The following is an 18,426-nucleotide window of genomic DNA, read 5'->3' as shown; positions in this document are numbered from 1 at the left end:
TACGCTATTTTTAAAAATATATATCCCTCATTAAATAATATGTTCCTTTCACTGCCATTTCTGCTTGTGATACAAATACAATTTCTTTAATACTTTCTTCACAGCATTTCTTAAATGCAGCAAATATTTCAGGAACTAAACGCAATATACTGCCACTTACTGCAATTGGAGTTGAGCGCTTAAATTGCATCTTGTTATAAACATCTACCGTAATTCTTGCTAATTCCTTTCCAGCTCGCATTATAATTTCATGCGCATAATCATTGCCATTTCTCGCTGCCTGAATAACTAATGGCGCGATTGCTGCAATTTTATCTTTAGAAGAAGTATATACTAAGCTTTTTATATGAGACGGTGTCAACAGTTGAAACTGACTTTGAATATTCAAACTCAATGGACAAAGACTGATTCCTTGATCGAATTGAATTGCCATTTTCTTTAAAGCTTGTAATGCAATCCAATATCCGCTGCCCTCATCACCTAAAATATGTCCCCATCCACCGCTATACTCATACACTTCTCCTTTCTTTCCGATACAAATTGCCCCTGTACCACCTATAGTTAATATTCCATCCTTACCTTTTAAAGCAGCTGCATGCGCAATCATTGCATCATTAAAAATTTCAATTTCTGTTCCGTATTTCTTTTTTAAACGTAATGTTAATTCATTTGTATTCGCGCAACTTATGCCGGCTAACCCTAAACAAACACAAACGCAATGCCCATTTATTAAACTCTTCTGGCATTGATCAATTGCTTCCATAATATGCAAAAGTGCCTCATCAAAATCTATTAATACATTTCCAAATCTGCTCATACCTCTTACAACTTCATTTCCATTTTGATCAAATGCAATTGCCTCTGTCTTCGTTCCCCCGCCATCTACTCCGATCATATACTTCATATGTTCGCCTCATTTTCATTTACATATTGGAGGGAATGTTACATTCCCTAAAACCACGGAATTCTTAGCACCTGTTGCGCTCGGCACATTACTCGGATTACGATAATACGTTTCGTTTGCTAAAACCGCAAAGGCGATCGCTTCTTTCGCCGCTGAGGAATAGCCTAAATTTTCTTGAATAAATATTTTGCATTTTTCTTCCTTTAATCCAAATCGTATCATTTCAACAAGTGTACGATTATAACTTCCGCCCCCGCCTAAAATTACTTCATCGATTTCATAATACGGAAAAATAAATTCCTGATAATGATGAACAATTGAACTTGCTGTAAACATCGTGACAGTTGCCAATATATTTTCTCTACTATGCTTTTCAAATCGATTCAATAATTCAGTCACAAACGCTTCTCCAAACTGTTCTCTACCAGTTGATTTCGGTGGATTTATTTTCAAAAATGGGTGGTTCATACAATATGTCAAAATTTCTTCTACAACTACCCCCTGTTTTGCAATCTTACCATTTTGATCATATGACAACTGAAATAACCTTTGGCATACTTCATCCATTACCATATTACCTGGACCTGTATCAAATGCTATAACGCTCTTCTCACTTAGTTGACTTGGTATTACAGTCACATTACCAATCCCGCCGATATTTTGTAGTAGTCTATTTTTAGTTTGGTGACGATATAAAATAATCTCTGAATATGGTACAAGTGGTGCACCTTGTCCTCCAGCTGCCATGTCCATCGTTCGAAAATTAGAAATAACTGTCGTATTCGTTTCATACGCTATTACTGCTGGTTCCCCAATTTGCAAAGATGAAGAAAGAATATTACCTTCTTGCTTTGGCTGATGATAAATCGTTTGTCCGTGAGAGCCTATTAAATCTAATTGTCTCAAAGGAAAATTGGCCTCTTTACAAACTTCCTTTACAGCATTGGCGAAGCATAAACCAAGTTTAAAATTTAAACTACATATAAGTTGGACATTCGAAGTTTCAATTGATAACGCTTGTTGGATCTCATTTTTCATATCATTACAAAATGGAACAGTAGTAAAATGGATGAGTTCGATTTTAGAATCTACACCACTTCCTTCTATATGAACGAGCGCTACATCTATTCCATCTAATGAAGTACCAGACATTACCCCTGCAATATACATAACGTGCATGACCTCCTATTTACTAAAAAACAATCATGTAAGTAACGAACGTACAACCAATCGAAAACAATATAAATCTAAAAAACAACTGAGCTTTCGATGCAAACGATCCATCAATGAAAGAAACAACTACCGTAAGCAAAACGCTTGCCGCAATACTTGTAACGAGCCATATACTATGCATTTGTGATAGATTTAGCATGCCTAATAAAGGGACAAAAAGTAAATTTGCACAAATCACTCCAAATAATAATAAAAATACGCCTTTATAACTAAATTTTATATTCATTCTATTTCCCCCTTTCTAGTTTTAATGTGAAAGAAGTGATAGACAAAAAGTCTATCACTCAAAATAACAGCGTGCAGATTAAGGATTAACAGATTCCCCGTCACCATTCTTTTCAATTTCAAGCATATTTTTGTCGTACATTTTAAAGAATGGTAAATAAATAAGGAACGATATTGCTATATTTATAAATACTAATACAATCGCACGCCAATCTCCACCTGTTGCTAAATATGCACCAATTGGAGCAGGTAATGTCCATGGCGGCATAATATGCGTTGGTGTTACAAATCCCATCGCAGTTGCTGAATATGCAACAGTTGCTGTTACAAGTGGTGTAATGATAAATGGGATAATTAAAATTGGATTTAGTACAATCGGTAATCCGAATATGACTGGTTCATTAATATTAAAAATACCCGGAACAATACAAGTTCTTGATAATGCTTTCGAATATTTCGATCGACCAAATATAATCATAGCTAATACAAGCCCTAACGTCGTACCAGAACCGCCAATCCATATAAACCATTGATATAACGGCTCTGGTGAAATAAATGGCAACTGATCTGCTCCACTAGCAACTGCTTCACCATTTTTCCCTAGGTATACTTCCCATAATGGCCGAGCAACAGTTCCAACAACCGACACACCATGGATTCCGAATGACCAAAAAAACGTAATTAAAAACACTGGAATCATTACACCGAAGTAACTATCCCCAGCTTTTACTAATGGTGCTGCTAATTTATCAACAACATGGTGTAAATCAATGCTAAAAACGACAGTTACTAGACTCATTATAATAATAACGAATGCAGCAGGTATAAGTGCTTCAAACGAACGCGACACAGATGGCGGTACTTGTTCTGGCATTTTAATCATTACATTTTTCTTCTTACAAAATCTTAAAATCTCTACGGATAAAATAGAAACAATCATCGTCACAAATAATCCATGACCTCCGAGATTTGTCATCGGAAGCATGAACCCTTTTTTATCAATTAACTCAGGCGTTAATGTTAAAAGTAGTGAACATACCGCAAGCTGTGCTCCTGATAAAGCATCTAATTTATAACTTTTCGCTAAATTATATCCTATTCCAAATGCTATATATAAGGACATAATAAACATAGTTAAACGATATGGTATCAATATACTTGTTTGATTCTTTAATGCCCAAACCGATATGAAACTATCTTTCGGCAGTGGTGGAAATGCTACTATTAAAAAGAAGCTTCCTACTATAATAAATGGTAACGCCGAAATAACTCCATCACGGATTGCTTGTAGATGCCTCTGCTCAGAAAGCCTTGCCATCGGGCCAGATAAGTTTTTATCAAGAAACGTGACAAACTTATTCATAACGCTTCCCCCTAACTGATTAATTCATTTACAGTTTTTAATAAAGTCGGGCCTCCAAGTGGCGTGTATGCTTGCGGTGGAATGATGCCACACGGAATAGATTCCTCCTCTGCAAATTTTTTTACAGAATCAAATCGGTGTCTTATTTGAGGTGCCACCATTACGACATCCCAGCCATTCTTTACTTCTTCCTCTACCTCATTCGTTCCAATTGCATGCACTTCCATGTTCACACCATTTTTCTCCGCTTCTTTTTTTAAAGCGTTTACAACAATTGCACTGGACATTCCTCCAGAACAGACGAACAAAACCTTCATTTATTAATCCTCCTATACTTATAATTTATTACCCTTCAAATGAAAGGAAGTTTCACTTTACTAACAAGCATATGAAGTAGTAAATGAATTTAGTTATAATGAAAGTAAATTTCATTAAAAATATTTTTCCTATTAAATTAATGTTTCAATATGCAATTTTCTCTATTGCAAGGTCAACCTTGCCTCAGATATTATTTTAAATAATCATATGATAGGGAGGCGTATAAATGATCGTTAAACGTTTATTAATGATATGTTGTATCGTTATCTTGTTCATCCCTTTCTCTTTCATTCCCCCTCACTCTACTTATGCTGAAGTAAATACTACGTACAAAAAACATGAATTACGTGCTGTATGGATCGCATCAGTTCTGAATATTGATTGGCCATCAAAAACTGGCTTACCTATTGAAAAACAGAAGCAAGAATTTATAAGGTTATTAGACAATGTAAAAAGCACTGGTATGAATACAGTTGTTGTACAAATTAAACCAACCGCTGATGCTTTCTATCCTTCAAATTACGGTCCTTGGTCTGAATACATTACGGGTACACAAGGAAAAGATCCTGGTTATGACCCGCTCGCATTTATGATTGAAGAAGCTCATAAAAGAAATATAGAATTCCACGCTTGGATTAATCCATACCGAATAACGATGAATCACACCGATATAAATCGATTATCAAACTATCACCCTGCAAGGCAACATCCCAATTGGGTTGTCCCTTATGGCGGAAAGTTATATTACAATCCCGGTATTCCAGAAGTGAAAAAATTTATAACAGAAGGTGCTTTAGAAATCGTACAAAATTACGATATTGATGCGCTGCATATGGATGATTATTTTTATCCATATAAAGTAGCCGGTGAAGAATTTCCAGATCAGAAAACGTACGAAACATATAATAACGGTAGATTTACAAATATAGAAGATTGGCGACGTAACAATGTAAATGAACTTGTAAAAGATTTAAATAATGCTATAAAACAAGAAAAATCATATGTAAAGTTTGGCATTAGTCCGTTCGGCGTATGGAGAAATATAGCTGACGATCCGACTGGCTCTAACACAACCGCAGGCCAAAGAAACTATGATGACCTTTATGCTGACACACGTGAGTGGATACAAAAAGGATATATTGACTACATTACACCGCAAATATATTGGAATATAGGTTTCACCCCAGCTTCATATGACATATTAGTAGATTGGTGGGTTAAAGAAACAAATAACAAACCGATTCACCTATACATTGGTCAAGCGGCCTATAAAATTAATAATAACTCCGTCCCTGCTTGGTCTGATCCAGAAGAATATCCAAGACAAATTGCATTAAACCGGCTATATCCTGAAATCAAAGGTAGTATGCATTTTAGCTTAAAAGATATTAATAACAATCCACTTGGAGTTAAAGATAGACTCTCAAAAGACATATATAAACACCCTGCATTAATCCCGCCTATGCCTTGGATTGATCATAATCCACCAAAACAACCGACTTTAAAAGGTGCCATTCCAAGAAATGAAGGTATTGCAATTGGCATCATTGACAATAGAGATAATGATTCTGCTTATTACGCTATTTACCGCGCGAATGGGAAAAATGAAGTGGATATACAAAACCCAAAAAATTTACTTACTACTGTAAGAAAAACAAAACTTGGAGAAATTTATGTAGATAAAACCGCTATTTCTGGAGAATCGTATACGTATGTCGTAACTGCAGTTGATCGATTGCATAATGAAAGTGTGGCTTCTAGTCATACTACCGTTAGAGCAAAATAAAACCTCATAAAAAAAGCGCCTTAAAGCTGTGATATTTAGCTTTTAAGGCGCTTTTTGTTATTTATTCTTAAACTTCTCAGTCGCTGCTCTCATCTTCACATTTAAATCGTGATCAATCGAGTCGCGAATATCTCGCTCTACTACTTCCATTTCTTTTTTGAAATTTTCCAAGTAGATCTTCAGTTCTTCTTCCTTCTCTGGTCTTTGTGAAGGTGGTAATTGTACTACCAACGATAACATGGCCGTTAAATCTTTCATTAAGAATGTTTCAAGTTTATGTTGTTGTTCAAACATGCGTTGCTCTTGATAGTACGGAAGTGCATTTAATACTGAAATTGTAATATCATCAACCGTTCTTTGTAATGAAGGATTTATTGAGCGTTTATACGCTTGAATTGCATTTAATGCGTCTGGATAACGGTCATAAAAATACAATTTGTAAAATGATAAGTCTGTCGGTTTTACAGTTTGCTGCGTTTCTTGTCTTAAGAAATCTTTCACTTTCATCGCAGCCACATCAATATCTTCATTCGTAAGCTTTTTCGTAGTTTTTGCCATTACATGCACTTTTTTCTGCTTTTCTTTCGGTAACATCGAGAAGACTTGCTCTCTCGTACGTTGACCTGATGTACAAAATAGAGTATTTAATGTATTTTGTTCTTTCTTTCCTTCGGTGCGAATCCAGCGATAAAACAGTGGATGTTGTGTAAATTCTTGTAGAAACGGTATTGATTTGTTTGATATCTTATCTAGAGAATCTTGCGCTCTTTTATATGGCTTCGTCCATGAAAAATACAGTTTCCGCCCGAAGTATACTACTAAAACAACGACAGTAAATGCTATTAAAAGCAATGTACCGAGTAGTAATAGTACTGTTTGAATGAAACTCATTTGTTCACCTCCTCTAATAATCAGTTATTTCCTTGGACGCTGAATGAGTTTCTGCTTCATCTCATCATTAAATGTGTCTAGTTCAATAACGAACTTCTTACTTGACTCAATAATACGTTCTGAAGATTTTTCAGATGCTTCAATTGCAGCGAACACATTTTGGAATGATTCACGTAATTTATCCATGCTAATAGCAGGGTTTTCAAGCAATTTCGTCGTTTCTTCTGTATTTTGTTTTAACGCTTGAGAATTACTTAATACCATCGATTCAATTGCTTCATTCGTCGCATTTACTGCATCAATTGTTTTCCGTTGATTCGTTAATGCAAGCTGAATAGCAGCTGAAACTGTTACAACGTTTTGCGTCATCGTAATCGCATTACGTATTGCCTCTGTTAATTTTTCGTTATTTTTCTTAATGATGTCTACAGAAGCTATAGATTGTAATAATACACTTTTCGCTTGCTGCATATTACGTGTACGTACAAGTATCTTTTCTAATGCATCGTTAATTAACGGAATATCCCTTTGACGCTCTGGGTTTTGTTTCTCAGCTTCAAGCATGCCAGCAAGCTTTTTCCCTAAGTATACTTGTTTATCAAGAGCATGAATTTTATCGTGCGATTGTTCTTTTAACATTTCAAGACCAACTGTATCCTCTTGTAAGTTATCACGACCAATTAGAAGGGATCTAATAATTTCCTCGATTTGTTTATCTATAGATTGGTATTTATGCACGTATGTTTCAAGTGGATTTTTCTTGAATACTTTAAACATTATTTTCTTCATACCACTTGCTTTAAGTGAATTGGGATCAAGCTCTGATACCACTTTTCGTAATTCTAACAATGTATTTGGAATTTCTTCATTTTTCCCATTCATCATCGCTGTTACAGGGCGTTTTAAAGCTGATAACGTTTGTCCTGCTGCTTGTTGCTCTTTATCCCCTAAATCTCCTAGCTGAGACAATACTTTTGATAAATCTGTATTTTGCTCGCTATTTAACTTTTGTACATAAAGATCCGCTTCTTTATTTAGTTCCTCTAATTCTGCATCTTTTATAACTGTATCAACTACTACTTCTACATTATTATCTTTCACAATGGATACAGGTTCTTTTTTCTCGAGTTCAGTCAACAAAATCGCTCCTTTATTTATATGTGCGAATTTATATGCACTATATTTCATCAATTATATCGTATTTCATATACATTCTGACTGCTTGAAATCGACTTTTTTAGAAATGCCTGTTTATGCAGTCATTCCCTGTTTCTTACTATAAGTATACCTGTAATCAACATAATTTTCCTCAGACTTAAGACCTAGAGAACAACATGCTGAAGGCGGATTCTTCATATATTTCCTAAATAATTTACGTTCTTTCAATCGTGCTACACTCAATCTTTTGACATTCACCTGTTTTCAATGTGATAATTCTATTACACTCACTTCTATTTATTTTTGCGAGCTACAAATGCTCCCTTTTGAAACGCTAATAACACCGTTTCAAACGTATCATCTTCTTCAATCATTTTTATAAACTCATCTAATTCACTCGCATGAGAAGTTGCATTATCAACAACAAGAAAACCTTTTGGTTGTAACATACGTTTTATATGCTCAAACCACCACATGTATTGCGTGCGCTCTGAATCTAGGAAAATAAAATCAAATGAATGATCTAATTGCGAATCTAAAAATGCCCCGGCTTCTTGATTATGAATATCGATTCTTTGTAACAGGTTTGCCTTTTCAAAATTGACAAGTGCCTCTCCAACTCGTTCTGAAGAAAGCTCTACAGTTGTTACATTTCCATTTGTTTCTTCTACCGCATTAGCTAACCACAATGTAGAATAACCATTAGAAGTTCCAATTTCCAAGATATTTTTTGCATTACACCCTTTTACTAAAATTGATAAAAATTGCCCCATCTCACGAGAAACATTCCGTAATTTTTCTTCCCTTGTTTTTTTATTTCGATCATGCTCTTCTCCATATTGTTCAAGTTGCAATAATAATGAATCTACTGTATCCATTCTTTTCATCGCCTTTCCAAGCAATATGATGAAAAAGCTCTTGCTGCCCGTCTACTTTTTATTATATGCGAAACAAAAACCTTTTTCCTGTTATATGACAAAGATTTATAATTTTTTATAGCATATTGTTTCGTTTTTTGGTAAAGTTAATTTCTACGTGCAATTATTCCATTCATATTATTTCATATTAAAATTGCAGTTATTAAATTATATAAACCCCATTTAAATGAATCGGTATTTCAAATTCAATTAAGCGCCCTTTTCGGACGCATTTTCTTTGTTTATATATTTCCAGAAGAAAGGATGCTTACAAATGAACGTGATTAGCTTAGATGCTGCTCGAAAACGAAAGCAGCATAAAAAATTAATGATTACTATACCGATTATTACACGTATTTATGAAGAAGACGGGGAAATTAAATTTGAGGTAGCGGGCGAAAAAGATGTACCTCTTGAAATGTTAGAAAAATAATAAAAAACGCATTTCTGAAGAAATGCGCTTTTTTATATTTTTACATTTAAATGCATAAGTTTTTCAGGATTAACCATCATATAAATATTTGAAATTTTCTCATCCTCAAATGCAAACGAAAGAACATACGTTACTTTATTATTTATTGTAACTATAACTCCTGGTATACCATTTACCATTTTGAAATCAACAGTGTACTCTTCTGTCAATCGTTGTGCAATCCCAAAGAACAAACGTATAATTCGATCCGCAGAATAAATCGGATTAATCGCAGTCGTAACTTTACCACCACCATCAGCTTTGAGTATAGCATCTGTTTTTAATACTTCTAACATACCTTCCGCATCCCCACACTGTAATGATGATACAAACTTTTCAACATAAGAAGCCATTTTCTCCGTGCTTAATTTTGATTGCTTCGGTTTCTCCAAAATGCTTTTTCTTGCACGTTGAAAGATCTTCCTGCAGTTCACACTACTCTTATCAACAATTGAAGCTATTTCTTCGTATTCATAACTGAAAACCTCTCTTAATATGAAAACAATCCTTTCTACCTCAGATAGTTGTTGTAAAAGTAATAAATATGCGGTGGAAAGGGATTCTTTCATTATAAATGACTTTGATGGCTCATCACTCTCGTCTACAAGTGGCTCTGGTAACCACATCCCTACATACACGTTACGTTTATGCGCTGCCGATCGTAATTTATCAATTGAACGATTTGTCGCCATCTTACATAAATATGCTTTCATATTTTCTATAGATTGAGGATCTTCTATATTATTTAGCGAGATAAATACATCCTGAACAATATCCTCAGCATCCATAACACTCCCAAGGATTCTGTATGCTAACGAAAATAATAATGGTTGATACGCTTCATATAACTGCTCCGTTTCCATGATGAACTGCCTCACTTTCATATTGCTTTAAAATGTGTAACGCTGCTCGTTTCCCGCTTGCTACCGCAGCATCAGCTAATATTTCATCATGCCCTGCCCAATCTCCTGCAACATAAACACCTGGCATTTCAGGTATATTAGGACCCGGCTTTTCAACACGGTCAATATGAGGAAAATCATGTACTACTGTTATTTTCGGTAAATATTGCTGTGCAACAACTTCTCTTTTCCAATTTGGATGTAACAACTCCATCGTACTTTCCAACTGTTCTTTATCTTCATGAATATGATTCATCTCTAGCATAGGATTATGGTACTTAATTAGACTCACTGCAATTGATCCATCTTCACTTAATTTAGCTGCTCTCGATTGATTTGTGAAAAATATAGGTTGATCTAATCCTAATACAAATTGATGTGTAGGATTGGGTAATTGTCTCAAGCCAATATCTAATGCAGCAACAGTAACCGGTACCGATTGTTCATTCCATCTATGCAAATTTGTTCCTTCTGCACCTTTTATTATTTTACAAGCCTCTTTTGGCGGAGTCGTCACGATGACTGTATCTACTGCAAAAACCTCATCATCAACACAATGTATTCTTTGTTTATCTTCATAATGCTCTATTTCCAAAACATGCTTTTTAGCCAAAAATTTTACCCCGACATCATTCGCTAAATCTCTTAATTTTGTTATTATCGTCTCCCAACCACCATCTACATAAAGCACTCCTTCTTTTATAGAAAGCTGTATTTGCTTTAGTACAGATGATGCTAATTGTATTGTAGGAGCAAACGTATATGTTGTTGTCCGGCATAGCGCATAAAATATATTACGAACCATTGGATCTTTTATTTCATTTTCTGCCCATGTAGTTAGACTCATTTTCGGAACTTCTCCTACATCTAAATTTCCTAAACGAATCATAAGACGTGAGAATTGTACTTTTGCAGACCACGAAAGTAGTGGTGTTGATAAAATTGAGCGAAAATCTGTTGGGATGGTGAATATATCCCCTTTCCATATTCCATGTGCTTTTGTAGATGGTATTCCACCTGGAAGATTCAAACCGAGCTCATTAAAAGTTATAAACGCTGCCCCGCCTCTATATAAAGCATGTGCACCAAGATTCATGCAGATTCCATTTTTATTTATAGTCATCCCTCGGCCACCGAATTGACTGGATTTTTCTAATACAATCACTTTCTTTCCAGCTTTCGCTAAATATATAGATGCTGTTAATCCAGCAAGCCCACCGCCAACAATTGCTACATCAAATGTATTCATAATAAAATCCCTCCTTATCGTTCTACATACAAGACGAACGATTAAGGAGGGATGTGACATGAAAATAAATTTTTATTACCCTACTTTATTTCATTACTTTTTAATTCGGTCATATTGCATACGAAATAACTCAATTGCAAATGGAATATCCTCTTCACTCTTTATATAATAACTGATCCATCCTGATTCAGGTAATACGTGATGTGGTTTTACCAATCCTTGCTTCACTAATTCATCTCGCTTTAACTTCGGAAATGGTAAATCAGCTAATTTATCACCATGAAGATGGCCAAGTTCTTTCTTACCATAATTTATTTCAATACCACCAAATCGATGCGGTTTTTCAGAAACACCCGCCCAGCTGAGTACTTCATTTCTAATCATTTCACTAAATGACATGAACATTCACTCCTTATAAATGATTGATGTACTTTTAAATTAACATTTTCATTACTTTTTTCCATCAATCCAAAGTATGAATGGGAATACGAATATAGTTTAATCTTTATACTTTATTCTTTATGGAATAAGTGAATTTATTAAGCTACCGACAACAGCACAAAACAAAGACTAGACACATATCCTAATTTTGTAACCTAACTTACCTATAGAAAGGCGGGTAATACAATTGACTGCCAACATCGACTATACCTCCCCCTCAACCAATTTTACTTATGATGTAAATAAAAGTAATTTTTTTCGGAAAGATGCCCAAAATTATATAAATGTACTTGGTATTAAACAATTAAACACTTTAGAAAATACTTCTTTATTAGATATTTATTTAAGTACAGGAAATGTTGTAGAACCACATATTCATCAAAATGCAGCTGAACTTGTTTATTGTATTTCAGGGTCTGCTGTTGTTTCTTTACTTAATCCATTTACGAATCAAATATTAAACTTACCGATAAAACCGGGGCAAGTTGCCAACATTCCACAAGCGTGGTGGCATTATGAAATTGCTACAGCTGATAATACTCATTTATTAGCTATTTTCAATGCCCCAGCGCCAGAAGTTATTTTCGGTTCTGATATTTTAAGATTAACTCCTGCTCATATGATGGCCCATACTTACTGCCTCAATGAACAACAATGGAAACAAGCGGTTTCTCCTATTCAATCAACTACTGTTATTGGCCCTCCGGCAAACTGCAATCAAAACCGTGGAATGAAAAATTACCCAACCCAACCCCTCCCTCAACAACATAATCCGTATCCCCAAGATTCTTATTACTTTCCTCTTTACTGGGGCTATTAATTTGTAAATTTTTAAAAGAATCATCATTTATCTCCTAGGAAAATACCGAGGAGATTTTTTTATTGTATGTTCTCTTCCTATTAATAATAGTAACAATTGATAGTGTACATACATATAATATTTATATATTAAATTGGAGGTGATAGTACTATGAGTAATTATAACTATCGAAAAAACTACTCTTATAATAAAAATAGTAGCTCTTCAGCATCCTCTCAATCTTCCAATTCTCAATCTTCCAATTCCCAATCTTCCAATTCCCAATCGCAAAGAGACTTAGCCGAGCAAGGCTATGTAAAGAAAAAAGGATGTAACTGTAATAAAAATAAATAGTTTATTTTATGGATGAATTCTTTTTTAAAAGAATTCATCTTTTTTTGCTGATCGGAAATTTTTAAAGTTACATAACTTATGCCTTAAATGAGAAAGGGTAAATTATACTTTTTTATACGAACTTAATAAAGAGTAATTGTTCAATTGATTTATTACTTATTTCCTCAAAAAATATAGTCCTTCCTAAATTTATTAGGAAGGACTATATACAAACCCCTGTTTAATTTCCTACTAAACATTGTAACAAATTAAACGATATTAATACCTGCACTTACAAATCCAGCAACTGCAGCTATTGGACTTGCTGCTGTTAATGAAACATACAGTAGTATTTTATCTCCAGCCGCTACTGGAATAGCTTCAGCAATGATTCCTGATGCTGTAGAACCAATCGCTATTGCGGCAAATGCTGGTGTTAATAAAAGAGGTGCGCCTTGTACTGTAAACGTATTGCTTGCTGCAGGTGCAGTTAATATTTGTATTTGCACTTGAACAGGTGATAATGGAGCTAAAGCAGCTGTTGCACTAAAGAAACCAGCTAATGACGTAATAACCCCTGCGCGTGGTGCTACAAATGCATAATCACCTACACCTAATGCTAATGTGATACTTGTTCCACCAGTTAAAGCTACACCAGGCTGACTAAATCCAAATCCAAGAAGAGTTCCTGTATTAGCTATTAACGCGTTAACTAACGCAGATGGTGTTGTACCTGAAGCAAATGGAATAATAGCTCCGCCACCAGTTGCTCCTGTTGCACCAGTTAAGCCTGTTGCACCAGTTAAACCTGTTGCCCCCGTTGGACCTGTTGCTCCTGTTGGACCTGTTGCTCCTGTTGGACCTGTTGCTCCTGTTGCTCCTGTTACTCCTGCTCCTGTTGGACCTGTTGCTCCTGTTGCTCCTGTTGCTCCTGTTGCTCCTGTTGCTCCGCCTCCTGGACCTGTTGGACCTGTTGGACCTGTTGGGCCGCCTCCTGGAGTAGCACCAATTAATTGAGTTAATAAGTTTAATAAAAGTTGTAAGCTTGCAGGGTCAATAATTAAAGAGAAGAAGAATGGTGCAAGAGCACTGTAGAATTGTTGTAATAAAGAAAGTAATTGACTTAGATTTGGGTTAGGCGATTGTAGTAAATTAATAATACTTTGAATTAATTGTTTTAAGAAATTCCCTTCTGGAGAAGGTGCTAATTCATTTAGTAAGTTCAATAGTTGAGTAAACAAATTGAGTAAAGCTAATCTGTTTGCATCACTTGGATTTGCAAAAAACGCTGCAATAGCCGAAATTAAAGAGTTTAGTAAAGTAATTAATCTACCTAATTGCTCACTAGTAATTGGAACTGTTTGTGGATTGTTACAGCAATCTGGAGTGAAAACAATCGGATTATTGCAGTGGTTATGACCGAAACAATTATTACTTGTCATTTATGTCCTCCTTACTTGTTTTATATTTGAGTTTTTCCTATTATAAGGATCATAAAGTTGTAAAAGAGTATGTGTTATATATTGACTTAAAATAGGAAACATGAAATATAATTAAACTTGCAAACGCTATTTAATTATGTTCATGACTCACATATTAATTATATGTTTTTAATAATTGACTGCTTAGATTAAATACCTAAACTTAAGAGTTTATTTTATTTTTCCACGTTTATCTCTTAGGTTTAAATACACATATTAATTTGAATATACTCAACAATTAACAGTGCCATTTTTTTCATATAAATATACCTTATTTCTTTACTAAGATTGTGTTCTCTTTTTTAAACATGAAGCCGTTTGTATTATAGAGAACTCTCATATACTATGTTGCAAAATTCATTTTATATTTTATTCCAATACACTATGAAAAGGATTGAAGTTAAAATTCCTATCATTCAACCATTTATAACAGCTAGAAATTGAATGTACCTTCACTTAATTTTAACTATTCAAATATAAAACAAAAAGGACAGATTCCTTTTCATTAAGGAACTGTCCTTTTAATTAATAATGATAAATTGTAATATAATTGAAGATCCTTGCGATGGTGGTTGCGTATCCAATAAAGTTAATTTACCAGCACTCACTTCATATAATGGTTGTGGTTGCAGTATTCCGTTAACAAACAAATTAATATAAGAAACTTCACTAGGAGACAAAATATTCGTTGTACCATATTGAGGTATCCCGTCAGCATCTGTATATATAAGTTTCTCTCCATCTGCAAAAGTGTAATATAACAAATTGGTTGTGGTTATAGGACCAATGCCCCCAGTAGGACCTGTTGCTCCAGTTACTCCTGTCGGTCCCGTTATTCCGGTTGCTCCCGTTATTCCGGTTGCTCCCGTTGCTCCGGTTAGCCCGGTTACTCCGGTTGCTCCCGTTATTCCGGTTGCTCCCGTCGCTCCGGTTAGCCCGGTTACTCCGGTTGCTCCCGTTATTCCGGTTGCTCCCGTTGCTCCGGGCGGTCCTGTTACTCCAGTCGGCCCCGTTATTCCAGTCGGGCCTGTTGCTCCGGTTGCTCCTGTTATTCCGGGCGGTCCCGTTATTCCAGTCGGGCCTGTTACTCCGGTTGCTCCTGTTATTCCGGGCAGTCCCGTTATTCCAGTCGGGCCTGTTGCTCCGGTTGCTCCCGTTATTCCAGTCGGGCCTGTTGCTCCGGTTGCTCCCGTTATTCCAGTTGGGCCTGTTGCTCCGGTTGCTCCCGTTATTCCAGTTGGGCCTGTTGCTCCGGTTGCTCCCGTTATTCCAGTTGGGCCTGTTGCTCCGGTTGGAATATAAATTGGTGGAAGAATCGGAAATGTAGGTCCAATATTTTCTGGTCCTATCATCCCCTTATTCAATGATAATTTGTCATTGCATTTCAAGTTAATACCTCATTCCACATGTTTTTTAACCCATACATATCATTTAGAACTTATCATTAAAGAATAACTTTATAACTATTCTCTTTTCTTCTCATAATAATTATTACATGTATTAAACATTTTACCGTTGCTATAGCCACTATTATTAATATAATAAATTGATCATTCTATTTAAAAAGTAGTAAATCTATAACATTCTTATTTAAAAAGATGAGGTGATTTATATTCAAGATAATAATGAAATTAGAAAAAAGGAACTAATGTCAATGGCTCTTGACATTATTTTCCCTTACAGGCTTACGGGGCCTACCGGAAGTACTGGGCCTACCGGAAGTACTGGACCTACCGGGAGTACTGGACCTACCGGGAGTACTGGACCTACCGGGAGTACTGGACCTACCGGGAGTACTGGTTCAATCGTTACAACAAACTCTATGTTCGCTAATAATACATCAGGTGGTTCTGTTGCAGTCGTATTAGGAGGAACAAACATTCCACTTGCAAATAACCAAAGTCTCGGTAATTTTACAGTTAACGCTTCAAATGACGTATTTACAATTCCTGTAACTGGAAGATATCATTTAACCTATCAAGTTAATACGACAACCGCTCTACTTGCTGGAACTAGACTACTATTAAACGCTTCTACGCCAATTCCTGGCTCTATTTTTTCTCCCACTTTATCCACTTCAAATTATAGTAATAACTTAATTACTAATTTAAATGCTGGTAATACAATCTCACTACAATTATTTGGTATATTATCCGTCGTGAATTTAGTTGGAGGCGGATCAACAGGTGCCTCTCTTACAATTATACGAATTGATTAAAAAAATGATTCATTCTTTTTATAATAAACAATCTAAATACTCAATTGATAAATATTACGATAGTGATTAAGTAATAAAAATAAATTTTACTATATCCATAGTAGAAAACATCTATACTAAATTTTCCGTATATATATTATCAATTTACACTTCACCCATGTCGATGTTACATTAAAGATGAAGATTGTTTCTTCTTTACAGACCATCTCAATATGTATTTGAGGAACATCTCCAATCCTATACGCGAGAGCAATACTATATTGACACTCAATTGAGTGTCTTTTTTTATATTCAAAAAATAAAACCATCTCTTATAGATGGTTTTAACAATACATATTTACTTTTACTCTTTATATTATTGCCAACTTATAAAGCTGGATAATAAATAGTCATACTTAACCGAGTTAATGTTCTTCCTGAATTAGTATAAGTATGCGGTCTATCCGCCTTAAAGCCAATTGAGTCTCCATTATTTAACGTATATTGACAATCATTTATGTCAATTGTCAATTTCCCTTCAAATACCGTTATAAACTCTTCTGTTCCTTCTTTATGCGCTTCTGAACTTAATTTCCCTTCTGTATCAATTTCAACCATATAGATTTCAAAATTCCTATCATCTTGGAAAGGAAATGAGGGATACACCTTATATCTCCCATTGTCTTCAGACAATACTTGAACATCATTTCGTAAAACTACTTTCGTATCAGGCTGTGGATTATTAATTAAAGAGGTAAATGATACTTTCAAACCATTAGCAATTTTCCATATTGTTGTTAGTGTCGGGCTTGAATCTCCTCTTTCTATCTGTCCAATCATTGTTTTACTTACACCTGTTAATTGAGAGACCTTTTCTAAACTTAATTTTTCTTTTTCACGTATTGATTTTAAATTTTTTGCCAGAATAAGTTGAATTTCTTCCATAAAAAACACTCCTACACTGTATACAATATAACGACCGTTATGTATAATAAAAAGCACACGTTATATTGTTCTTTTTGGTCATTATAACACACAAAAAATAGGGGGTTTTGAAATGCCTATATTTTCTTTTTTGTTATTTGTATTTATAAGTAGCTTCACACCTGGTCCCAACAATTTCTTAGCTATGACATACGCAAATCAACATGGATTAAAGAGAAGCATAAACTTTTGCTTCGGAGTAGCTTTTGGTTTTTTCATCCTCACTTCTTTATGTAGTTTTTTTAATATTGTATTAATTAATATTATCCCTTTAATTGAATTTCCTTTAAAAATTTTAGGTGTCGCGTATATGCTATATTTAGCCTTTAAAATAATTACTAGTAAAGGCGGTGCAGATCACAATGAAAAAAATAATAAAAACTTATTTACAGTGGGTATTTTCATTCAATTTGTTAATCCAAAAGGAATATTATTCGGACTCACAGTAGTCTCTACTTTTATACTCCCCTACTACAATTCATATTCAAGTTTTCTGCTTTTCTCATTATTTCTAGGTATAGTCGGTTTACTGAGTACATTTAGTTGGAGTTTATTTAGTTCAATATTCCAAAAATTATTAGTAAAACATAACCAATTATTCAACATGATTATGGCTGTTTTATTAGTTTTCAGTGCCGTTTCAATCGTTATACACTAATTCGATGCTCATTTTAGATTTTGTACTTTTTAATACCACTCTTTATCAATCAGACTACTTTATATACTAATCCATCCACATACCCTATGTGGTTTAAAACTTTTAAGAGGAAACC

At 34.7% G+C, this 18,426-nt stretch carries 20 protein-coding genes; 6 read left to right on the top strand and 14 right to left on the bottom strand.

The window, feature by feature from the left end:
• Positions 1-10: 10 nt before the first annotated feature.
• From ATL10_RS06090 to ATL10_RS06070, 5 genes are all read right to left on the bottom strand, one after another.
• Positions 11-904: a BadF/BadG/BcrA/BcrD ATPase family protein gene (locus ATL10_RS06090; RefSeq protein ID WP_100910271.1), complete on the bottom strand. Its 894-nt coding sequence runs from the start codon at positions 902-904 to the stop codon at positions 11-13.
• Between the two features lie 15 nt (positions 905-919).
• On the bottom strand, positions 920-2,074 hold the full coding sequence (anmK, locus tag ATL10_RS06085) for an anhydro-N-acetylmuramic acid kinase AnmK (protein ID WP_100910272.1): 1,155 nt from the start codon (positions 2,072-2,074) through the stop codon (positions 920-922).
• Positions 2,075-2,096: 22 nt separating this feature from the next.
• A complete protein-coding gene (locus tag ATL10_RS06080) occupies positions 2,097-2,363 on the bottom strand; it encodes a hypothetical protein (protein WP_001021963.1) in 267 nt (88 codons plus the stop codon).
• Positions 2,364-2,441: 78 nt separating this feature from the next.
• The gene (locus tag ATL10_RS06075; RefSeq protein WP_110496576.1) at positions 2,442-3,725 is read right to left on the bottom strand and encodes a PTS sugar transporter subunit IIC; all 1,284 of its coding nucleotides are present in this window, start codon (positions 3,723-3,725) and stop codon (positions 2,442-2,444) included.
• Between the two features lie 11 nt (positions 3,726-3,736).
• Complete coding sequence (locus ATL10_RS06070; RefSeq protein ID WP_000865907.1) at positions 3,737-4,042, bottom strand: PTS sugar transporter subunit IIB; 306 nt, start codon at positions 4,040-4,042, stop codon at positions 3,737-3,739.
• 227 nt (positions 4,043-4,269) lie between these two features.
• Here ATL10_RS06070 and ATL10_RS06065 point away from each other — a divergent pair, with 227 nt between their 5' ends.
• Positions 4,270-5,829, top strand: coding sequence for a glycoside hydrolase family 10-like protein (locus tag ATL10_RS06065; protein ID WP_098353005.1), 1,560 nt, complete (start codon positions 4,270-4,272; stop codon positions 5,827-5,829).
• A gap of 57 nt (positions 5,830-5,886) precedes the next feature.
• Here the strand turns inward: ATL10_RS06065 and ATL10_RS06060 are convergent, their stop codons facing one another.
• From ATL10_RS06060 to ATL10_RS06050, 3 genes are all read right to left on the bottom strand, one after another.
• The gene (locus ATL10_RS06060) at positions 5,887-6,720 is read right to left on the bottom strand and encodes a DUF3974 domain-containing protein (protein ID WP_000008373.1); all 834 of its coding nucleotides are present in this window, start codon (positions 6,718-6,720) and stop codon (positions 5,887-5,889) included.
• A 24-nt stretch (positions 6,721-6,744) separates the two neighbouring features.
• Positions 6,745-7,857: a toxic anion resistance protein gene (locus ATL10_RS06055; protein ID WP_000137396.1), complete on the bottom strand. Its 1,113-nt coding sequence runs from the start codon at positions 7,855-7,857 to the stop codon at positions 6,745-6,747.
• A gap of 314 nt (positions 7,858-8,171) precedes the next feature.
• Entirely contained in the window at positions 8,172-8,765 is a 594-nt protein-coding gene (locus ATL10_RS06050) for an O-methyltransferase (RefSeq protein ID WP_002094007.1), read from the bottom strand.
• A 304-nt stretch (positions 8,766-9,069) separates the two neighbouring features.
• Between ATL10_RS06050 and ATL10_RS31120 the strand changes: the two genes are divergently transcribed.
• A complete protein-coding gene (locus ATL10_RS31120; RefSeq protein WP_001100984.1) occupies positions 9,070-9,228 on the top strand; it encodes a hypothetical protein in 159 nt (52 codons plus the stop codon).
• A gap of 32 nt (positions 9,229-9,260) precedes the next feature.
• On the opposite strand, the gene ATL10_RS06035 is transcribed toward ATL10_RS31120, so the two are convergent.
• The 3 genes from ATL10_RS06035 to ATL10_RS06025 all read right to left on the bottom strand — a co-directional run bounded on the left by ATL10_RS06035 (position 9,261) and on the right by ATL10_RS06025 (position 11,817).
• The gene (locus ATL10_RS06035; RefSeq protein WP_000447145.1) at positions 9,261-10,130 is read right to left on the bottom strand and encodes a sigma-70 family RNA polymerase sigma factor; all 870 of its coding nucleotides are present in this window, start codon (positions 10,128-10,130) and stop codon (positions 9,261-9,263) included.
• Entirely contained in the window at positions 10,108-11,418 is a 1,311-nt protein-coding gene (locus ATL10_RS06030) for a phytoene desaturase family protein (protein WP_090976556.1), read from the bottom strand. The genes ATL10_RS06035 and ATL10_RS06030 overlap by 23 nt, the downstream gene beginning before the upstream one ends.
• Before the next feature lie 93 nt (positions 11,419-11,511).
• Positions 11,512-11,817 carry a luciferase domain-containing protein gene (locus tag ATL10_RS06025; protein WP_000010317.1) on the bottom strand — a complete coding sequence of 102 codons (306 nt, stop codon included), beginning with the start codon at positions 11,815-11,817 and terminating at the stop codon, positions 11,512-11,514.
• A 229-nt stretch (positions 11,818-12,046) separates the two neighbouring features.
• Between ATL10_RS06025 and ATL10_RS06020 the strand changes: the two genes are divergently transcribed.
• Positions 12,047-12,679, top strand: coding sequence for a cupin domain-containing protein (locus ATL10_RS06020; RefSeq protein ID WP_000126322.1), 633 nt, complete (start codon positions 12,047-12,049; stop codon positions 12,677-12,679).
• 150 nt (positions 12,680-12,829) lie between these two features.
• Positions 12,830-13,012, top strand: coding sequence for a hypothetical protein (locus ATL10_RS06015; protein ID WP_089170973.1), 183 nt, complete (start codon positions 12,830-12,832; stop codon positions 13,010-13,012).
• Positions 13,013-13,260: 248 nt separating this feature from the next.
• Here the strand turns inward: ATL10_RS06015 and ATL10_RS06010 are convergent, their stop codons facing one another.
• Both ATL10_RS06010 and ATL10_RS06005 read right to left on the bottom strand, forming a co-directional pair.
• A complete protein-coding gene (locus tag ATL10_RS06010) occupies positions 13,261-14,433 on the bottom strand; it encodes an exosporium glycoprotein BclB-related protein (protein WP_110496574.1) in 1,173 nt (390 codons plus the stop codon).
• Between the two features lie 560 nt (positions 14,434-14,993).
• Positions 14,994-15,860 (bottom strand): DUF4183 domain-containing protein, encoded by an 867-nt coding sequence (locus ATL10_RS06005; RefSeq protein WP_110496572.1) that lies wholly within the window; start codon positions 15,858-15,860, stop codon positions 14,994-14,996.
• Positions 15,861-16,075: 215 nt separating this feature from the next.
• On the opposite strand from ATL10_RS06005, the gene ATL10_RS31115 reads away from it, so the two are divergent.
• Positions 16,076-16,690, top strand: a complete 615-nt coding sequence (locus ATL10_RS31115) for a BclA C-terminal domain-containing protein (RefSeq protein WP_110496570.1) — start codon at positions 16,076-16,078, stop codon at positions 16,688-16,690.
• 366 nt (positions 16,691-17,056) lie between these two features.
• On the opposite strand, the gene ATL10_RS05995 is transcribed toward ATL10_RS31115, so the two are convergent.
• Complete coding sequence (locus tag ATL10_RS05995; protein WP_142669937.1) at positions 17,057-17,671, bottom strand: helix-turn-helix domain-containing protein; 615 nt, start codon at positions 17,669-17,671, stop codon at positions 17,057-17,059.
• Between the two features lie 55 nt (positions 17,672-17,726).
• On the opposite strand from ATL10_RS05995, the gene ATL10_RS05990 reads away from it, so the two are divergent.
• Positions 17,727-18,311 (top strand): LysE family translocator, encoded by a 585-nt coding sequence (locus ATL10_RS05990; RefSeq protein WP_110496568.1) that lies wholly within the window; start codon positions 17,727-17,729, stop codon positions 18,309-18,311.
• The last annotated feature ends 115 nt before the right edge of the window (positions 18,312-18,426 follow it).

Origin of the sequence: Bacillus sp. 196mf, assembly GCF_003217275.1 — a bacterium.
GTDB lineage: Bacteria > Bacillota > Bacilli > Bacillales > Bacillaceae_G > Bacillus_A > Bacillus_A thuringiensis_S.
The sequence above is the reverse complement of the archived record's forward strand: the minus strand, read 5'-3'. Positions and strand labels throughout refer to the sequence as shown.